The sequence below is a fragment of the Archangium sp. genome (genome assembly GCF_057119385.1).
Genome location: NZ_DBNGVP010000086.1, coordinates 25,122 through 31,927, shown reverse-complemented (window position 1 = coordinate 31,927; position 6,806 = coordinate 25,122). Strand labels below are relative to the sequence as shown.

Here is a 6,806-nt window from a genome sequence, read left to right as displayed (position 1 = left end):
TCCCAAAAGCGTTGGGCCTGACGCGCCACCCTCGCCGGATGCTCCGGTTTCGTCGGCGCCAGGGCCTGGACTCGTCCGCTTCTCCATCCAGGAACTCCGGCGCCTGCTGCTGAACATCGCTTGGGTGATGCGGCCGGCCTTGGACTTCGTCCTGCACTGGAGCCGCTGGCGACGCCGCCATCAGGCCATCGCCAAACGCTGCCATTACCGACGTAGAGACCCTCGCGCCAAAGTCCCACTGTAGTATAAGGAGCGAGTCAAATAGGCCAGGGCAACTCTCCGCATTCAGGTTTTATTCACCAGATGAGGCATGAGACCATGGAAACCAACACGAGCTTGAACATGAGCTTGATTGTCCGGTTGCGCGAAATGGCCGCAACAGATCATGGCGTATGTGAGATGATGCGTTGGTTGCTCGAATGTTTGTCGCTCGATGCATCCAAAGGAAGATTCATGATCATCGTATATCTTCATAAAGCATTCTGCCTGTCTCTGGGAGATGCATCGGCTGCTGGCGCATGGCACGTTTTTCCTGGTGGAACCTGGTCGGACGAGGAGTGTGAACAGTTCCTGCTGCCTCGAATCCGTGCGACCAGGAATCAATGGATGTAGATGCATTCGTGAGTCGGCTTGGTTGCCAACTCCTCTCGCGCGCCCGTCTACAGCGTGGACGATGACCAGGAGCGATATGGTTCCGCTCCCTACGGAAACGAGACGTTGCCGAGCGTGACGGTGCGCTGGCGATCCGCGTCCCACAGGATGAGGGTGTACGTCCCTCGGGCCTCCTTCTCGGTGGCCAGCACCTCCACCACGACGCGCCCTCGGTCGCTCGCCTCTCCCGGCGCGGCCGGACGGATGGGGTCCGGCTGCCAGAGCAGCACCGGCTTGAGCACCTCGCCCTTCGGACCCCGGAGCACCGCCCCCGCCGCCATCCAGGGCGCTGTGCCCGGATTCTGGAAGTAGGCCTCCACGGCCACGCGCTCCGAAGCGCGGTAGCTGAAGACGCGCTCGTTGACGAGAGCATTACCCTCCTTCGCGGTGACGTCCTCGCTCAACTCCTTGACGGCAATGCCCCCTTGCCCACTTACGAGGCCGGAGGCGATGGCGCCCCCCAATCCATCCGGCCCCCCGCGCTCAGCGCGCAGTTGGCGCACCTCCGCCCGGCACTGCTGGACTTCGGCCTCGGCCTCCTCGGCAACTTGCTTGTAGTGCCCCGCCGCACGCGGCTGGCGCAGCACCTTCACCTCCTGCATCCCCAACCCGGGGTGCACGATGAGGTCGAAGCTCGCGCACTCAGGGACGGCGCCGTCGGCGAAGCACACCTCCAGTTCGAAGTGCTTCCCAGCGACAACGTTCTCCAAAGGGACGACGAACAGATTCTTCTGCCCGGGCGTGACGTCCTCGAAACGCTCGCGCTCCTGAATCTTCACGGACGCAGGCACAATCACCGAGTCAAAGCGGAACGTGGTGGACACACCCGGGCTGATGCACACCACCGGGGCCTGTCCTCTGGACGGTGAGGGCGACAGCTCAATGCGCGGGCTCGCCGCCTGGCACTCGTCCACCCCTGGGGCGGCGGAGACGTCCGAAGGGGTGGACAGGAGGGCCAGCGCCAGGAGGCCGACAGGGAACGCAAGCAGCACGGGAGGTCAACCTTGATGGGGGCGTTTGAGTGTGAGGGCGAGCCTTGCCTCTACCACACCAGCGCGCTCCATGTGCCCGGCTCCCTGCCGGCCGGGCAGCCCCCCGCAGTGTTACTCGAAGCGGTCCACGGCCTCGACATCCGCAGCGGAGAAGACAACGGCGGAGTCGGGCCCGGTGTCCCGTTTGATCTCGACGCCGCGCTGTCGGCCGTACTTGAGCTCCAGGCAGACAGGGTACGTCTGTCGGCCCTTTGATTGGGTCTGCCTGGCCTGCGTGAAGCGGCCGTAGACGCGGCCCTCCCCGAAAATGAGCCGCCCGGAGAGGACGGTGCCTGGCCTCAGTTCCCCAAAGGGCTCCACAAGCATGAACGTGGTGAAATGGTTGATGGGGACGGGCTTGGAGCTCTCGACGGCCTGGAGGAAGGTGCCGGCGGCTTCGTCGCCGATGCTGATGCCCAGCTTCTTCATGGTCGCCACGGCGCTGTCCGGGCAGGCCTCGGGCTTGGGGGTGGGGCGCACCGAGGGAGAGCCCGCGCAACCGCCGAGCACGGCGCAGCAGGCCACGGTGACGCACTTCTCCGCGAAACGGGCACGCCGGGCCTGCGGTTGGGGCTTGTCGGGAGTGTTCACGCTGACGTCTTCCTTGCGAAGCATGGCGGTGGTGAGCTCCGGCGCGGGGGTGGGGGGCAGAAACGGCGCCGCGCCTCCGCCAGCTTGCGGCGAGTCCCGCGAAGCCGCCAATTCCCGGGCAAGGGAGGCATGAAGGGTCAGGTTGTCTCCGGAGGGCATGGGAGGTTCTGGTGCAACATGGCGCCGCGCCACCTCTCCTGCATCCGAAGCGGGAGCGGCGGCGAGCACCGCGCCCGCGCTGGCCCCTGCCGCCACCGCCATCAATCCCAGCATCAGTGCGGCCCGGCGCAGGCCGTCCAGGGCCACGGCACGGGCGGGCAGGCCGCCCACAAAGGTGGGAAAAGCCCGTGAGGCGGCGCGCCTCCAAAGCCGGCGCTTGGGAGTCGTCTCGCTCGTACCTGCGCTCCCCGCCTGCGAGCCGGCGGGGGGCATGGGCGCCGCGGAAGCCGGTACCGCTGCCGGGCTCTTGGGCAGAGGCACGCCCTCCCAGGCATGGCCGGGGAAGACGGCGGCCATGCGCGCCGCCAGGGCCTCCGCCACCGGCACGGGGCTCGAGCGCGCCTCGGGCACGAGGGGCACGGCGACGATGGGGGTACGGTTCTCCTCGGTGCTCGGCTTCTTGCGTCCACGCCGGGGCGGGGCCAGGCACCTGCGCACCGCGAGCTCCTCCTCGTCCCAGGGCACCTGCGCTGGCGGCTCGTCCGCCGTCGTCTCCTCGGGGGCGTCCGGGTCTCCCAGGGGCACGTCCCAGCTCGCGTCGTCCCGTGCCGCCGCGAGCGCCGACTCGAGCGCGGCGGCCAGCGCGTCCATGTCCGGGAAGCGCGCGGCCGGCTCCTTCTCCAGCATGCGCATGCACACGTCGCTCAGCGCCCTTGGCACCCGGGGGTTGCACTCGTGAGGGGCCCGGGGCGTGCGGCCGAGAATCGCCTTCACCAGGAACGGGCGCCGACGCGTGCCAAACGGCAGCCGGTTGGCGAGGAGCCAGTAGAAGGTGACGCCCAGGGCCCACAGCTCGTCGGACACCTGGGACTTGTACGTGACCGGCTCGCCCACGTTCTCCCCGAGGAAGCGCCAGGCCTCCGGGCTCACGTACTCCTGCGTCCCGGGTGGAAGCAGTCTGGAGCCGGGCACCGGGGTGGCTTCGGCCATGGCCCCAATGCCGAAGTCCACCAACACGGGTTGCCCGTCGCGCGAGCGGATGAGGATGTTGTCGCGCTTCACATCGCGGTGAAGGACATTCTTGCGGTGCACCGCGCCGAGGGTGCGAGCCAGCGTCAGCATGAGGCCCGCGCTCCGGCGGGCACACGGGTTTTCCGTGAGGACGTACTGCTCCAGCGTCAGGCCCTCCACCCACTCCATGACGATGTAGAAGTAGCCCAGGTCCGGGTCCGGCCACCGGTCGTAGCCACGGACGCGGACGATGTTGGGGTGCTTGAACTTCTGGAGGATGGACACCTCCATGAGGCCCCATGCGTCCAGCTCGCGGGCGCGGAAGAACTTGATGACGAAGAAGCGGCCCGCGCGCTCGGCCTTGAAGACGAGTCCTTGTCCGCCATCCCCCAGCCTCGACGTGAGGCGGTAGTCACCAACGATGTCCCCGGACTCTGGCAGACGGAACGGCGGGAGTTGCATGGATTGGGTCAACCTCCGGAGTTCGGAGGATAGCATGACTCACGCCGTCCTCATTCCCAGCGCCTCCGCTCACTCGTCGTCGGGCGCGTTCTCCATCACCTTCAGTACCCGAATCAGCCGCTTCACCTTCGCCGGGCTCCACCCGCGCAGCATGCGGACGAGGAGCAGCAATTCCGGCGACAGGTTGCCCTGGGGAGCGGGGTCTTCCACGGAGGCCGTCACCTCCTCACGGCTCAATGCGAGCAGCGTGTCCGCGGAGATGGCCAGCGTGAGCGCGAGCTTCCGTAGCGTGGGCACCGCGGGCATCATTCCGCCGCGCTCGATGCGGCCGTAGATGTTGGGGGCAAGACCCATTTGCTGCGCCACCTGGGCCTGGGTGAGGCCCCGCCGCTCGCGTGCCGCGCGGGCCGTTTCTCCCAAGGACACTTGAAGCTTCTCCGGCTGTAGCTGTTCGTGTTCCATTGGTTGCCTCTACCAGGGTTAAGAGGCAGCGCGTCTGGAGGGGCGCACGGGCCTTGCGTCCGGAGCGGGCAGCAGGGCGGCGGCCACCGACCGGAGCGCGCTGAGCTGGCGGGGATTCAGCCTGCGGGCCGTACGGAGGAGGCGCCGCAGTGAGGACGGCTCGGCCGCGGAGGGAGTCTCGGACGCGAGCCACGCGGGAGGCTGCGAGGAGGAAAACCCCAGCAGGGGGTTGGCATCAATCCCCAGCGCCCGGCACAGCTTCACCAGCGTGGGAAGGCTCGGGAGCATGTTACCGCGCTCCATGCGCCCGTACACCTCCGTCGCGATGCCGACGCGCTCGGCGGCTTCCTCCTGGGTGATTCCGGCTCTCATGCGTGCTTCGCGCGCCACGGCGCCAATCTGCCGGGCAAGCAGTACCTTCGTCTTGTGTACCTGGGGCATGGGGCGTCTCAGTGGAAGTCGTCGGAGCTCATGTCGGGCGGAACGGGGAGCACGCCTGTCTCCACCCCCGTGTGGACGGCGAGCTTGCCCAGGTCGGAGGCTTCCTTGAGAAGCTCGGCCAGTTCCTCCTCGGCCTCGTTCGCTCCGAAGGGCTGCGGCAATCCACGCAGGTAGGCGCGCAGCTCGTCACGCAGCGTGTCCGCTGACGCGTAGCGCTCGCTGGGGTCCGGGCGCAGTGCCTGGGTGACAATCCGCCCCAGGGGCGGTGGCACCTCCTCGGCCATCCGCTGCACCTCCTCCGGGCCGAAGTGCAGCACGCGGTCGGCGAGCGTCTCCAGCTCGAGGAAGGTGGGCACCTCGCTGCGAACCTCGGAGGGGAAGCGGCGCTGCACGTCGCGCCACAGGGTGTCGGGCGGATCAAATGGGTAGCTCGCCACGAGCATCTCCAGCAGCACGAGGCCCAAGGAGAAGATGTCCGCCCGTCCGTCGAGGTTCCTGGGGGTGAGCAAGTCCCTCTGGCCGGGTTCGGGCCGTAGGAAGCCCTGGAGGATCTCCGGGGCGATGTAGGCCGGATCTCCCCGGAGGAGCCCATCCGGCGAGCGGATGCGGCCGAGCAGCTCCGAGTAGGCGGCGCCGAAGTTGGTGAGCTGGACGCTGCCATTGCGCCCCAGGCGGATGCGCATGGGGCCCACGGCCCGGTGGACGATGTGGAGGGGCTTGCGGTCGTCCCCCTCGCAGCGGTGGGCGGAGTCGAGCGCGTCCGCCACCTCGGCGGCGACGTAGGCGGCGAAGGCCGGGGACAGGCGGCGGCCCACGGCCACGGCGGCGTCCATGGCGGTGAGGAGGTAGCAGCCGCGCAGGTGCTCCATGACGATGTGGGGCAGCTTGCCCTGCACCGCGTAGCCGTACACGGCGGCGATGTTGGGGTGGCGCAGAAACCGGGCGAGCCGCACCTCCTCGAGGACGCGCTCGAGTCCCTCCGAGCCCTCCTCCAGCACCACGGGCTTGAGCTCCACCAGCTTGACGGGGCCGCCCTGCGTGTACTCGCGGGAGGCGAGCAGGAGGGTGTCGTATTGGGGGTGGGTGACGAGGTGGCGGTGGACGCTGTAGCGATAGTCGCCAGACTCGAAGGAGAGGCGGGCCGCGGGGCCGCGTGGAGGGGACGGACGAGACAGGGATGAATCCTGGCGGCAGAGGGCCGGAAGAGGCCCGCGTGTGGGCGTTGGTTGAGACGAAGTCGTGGCGGAAGTCGCCCCACTGGAAGCCGAGGAGTTCTAGCGGGGGGCGGCGGACTGGCCACCCACGGAGACGGGCTGCGGCTGGTTGTTCTCATCGAGCTTGTAGAAGGTGCCCAGCTCGTAGATGCCGGAGCGGTAGGTGTTGTCCTTCACCTCGACGGGGCCCACACACCGCTCAGCCTTCCCGGTGAGCGCCTCGGCGAGGTAGCCGTCGGGGCGCAGCACCAGGAGGGGCGTGAACTCCTGGATGCGACGGCCCAGCTCGGCCCGCGAAATGGGATTGCTCTTGAGGGTGACGTCGAGCAGCAGCACGTCCGCCACCGTCCACGGGCCGTGCTCGACGGGCTTGGGCGGATGGAGCGGGTAGAGGTGGAGCTGCAACCGGAGTTGCCGCGCCTGCTCCGGGGACAGCTCGCGTCCCGAAGGCAGAAGCTCTGGAGGAAGACCGGCCCGAATGAGAAGCGCGCCGAACTCGTCCAGGTCCGCGAGTGCCTCCCGGGTGGAGGCATACGCCTGCGGCGGGCTGGTGCTCGCGCACGCGAGCGGGCACAGCAGCGCCATGGAGAGCAGCGAGAAGAAGGTCAATGGAAAGGGGGGAGGAGTCGAGTGGGCTTGCCCCGGTGACGTGGACAGTCGGATGAGGTGAGCTTCACCCCTGGACAGGACCCCGAGCGAGGGCTGTGGGCGTCTGCGCTGACGAGCCGAGTCCCACGGAGGCGGGCGTACGTCCCTCGGGGAGGGCTCCGGGCCGCTGAGCCCG

7 protein-coding genes are annotated in these 6,806 nt (G+C 68.4%); 1 reads left to right on the top strand and 6 read right to left on the bottom strand.

What is annotated here, in order from left to right; all coding sequences use genetic code 11:
* The first annotated feature begins 318 nt into the window (after nt 1–318).
* Nucleotides 319–612, top strand: a complete 294-nt coding sequence (locus AC16DP_RS20785; protein ID WP_329730487.1) for a hypothetical protein — start codon at nt 319–321, stop codon at nt 610–612.
* Between the two features lie 89 nt (nt 613–701).
* Here the strand turns inward: AC16DP_RS20785 and AC16DP_RS20780 are convergent, their stop codons facing one another.
* The 6 genes from AC16DP_RS20780 to AC16DP_RS20755 form a co-directional block, all read right to left on the bottom strand.
* Entirely contained in the window at nt 702–1,643 is a 942-nt protein-coding gene (locus AC16DP_RS20780; RefSeq protein ID WP_329730486.1) for a DUF2381 family protein, read from the bottom strand.
* A 111-nt stretch (nt 1,644–1,754) separates the two neighbouring features.
* Nucleotides 1,755–3,905: a serine/threonine protein kinase gene (locus tag AC16DP_RS20775; protein WP_329730485.1), complete on the bottom strand. Its 2,151-nt coding sequence runs from the start codon at nt 3,903–3,905 to the stop codon at nt 1,755–1,757.
* A gap of 69 nt (nt 3,906–3,974) precedes the next feature.
* Nucleotides 3,975–4,331, bottom strand: coding sequence for a helix-turn-helix domain-containing protein (locus AC16DP_RS20770; protein ID WP_329730484.1), 357 nt, complete (start codon nt 4,329–4,331; stop codon nt 3,975–3,977).
* 54 nt (nt 4,332–4,385) lie between these two features.
* Nucleotides 4,386–4,808 (bottom strand): helix-turn-helix domain-containing protein, encoded by a 423-nt coding sequence (locus AC16DP_RS20765; RefSeq protein ID WP_329730483.1) that lies wholly within the window; start codon nt 4,806–4,808, stop codon nt 4,386–4,388.
* Nucleotides 4,809–4,816: 8 nt separating this feature from the next.
* Nucleotides 4,817–5,824 carry a serine/threonine-protein kinase gene (locus AC16DP_RS20760; protein ID WP_329730482.1) on the bottom strand — a complete coding sequence of 336 codons (1,008 nt, stop codon included), beginning with the start codon at nt 5,822–5,824 and terminating at the stop codon, nt 4,817–4,819.
* Between the two features lie 258 nt (nt 5,825–6,082).
* Nucleotides 6,083–6,631 (bottom strand): hypothetical protein, encoded by a 549-nt coding sequence (locus AC16DP_RS20755; protein WP_329730481.1) that lies wholly within the window; start codon nt 6,629–6,631, stop codon nt 6,083–6,085.
* Between the last annotated feature and the right edge of the window lie 175 nt (nt 6,632–6,806).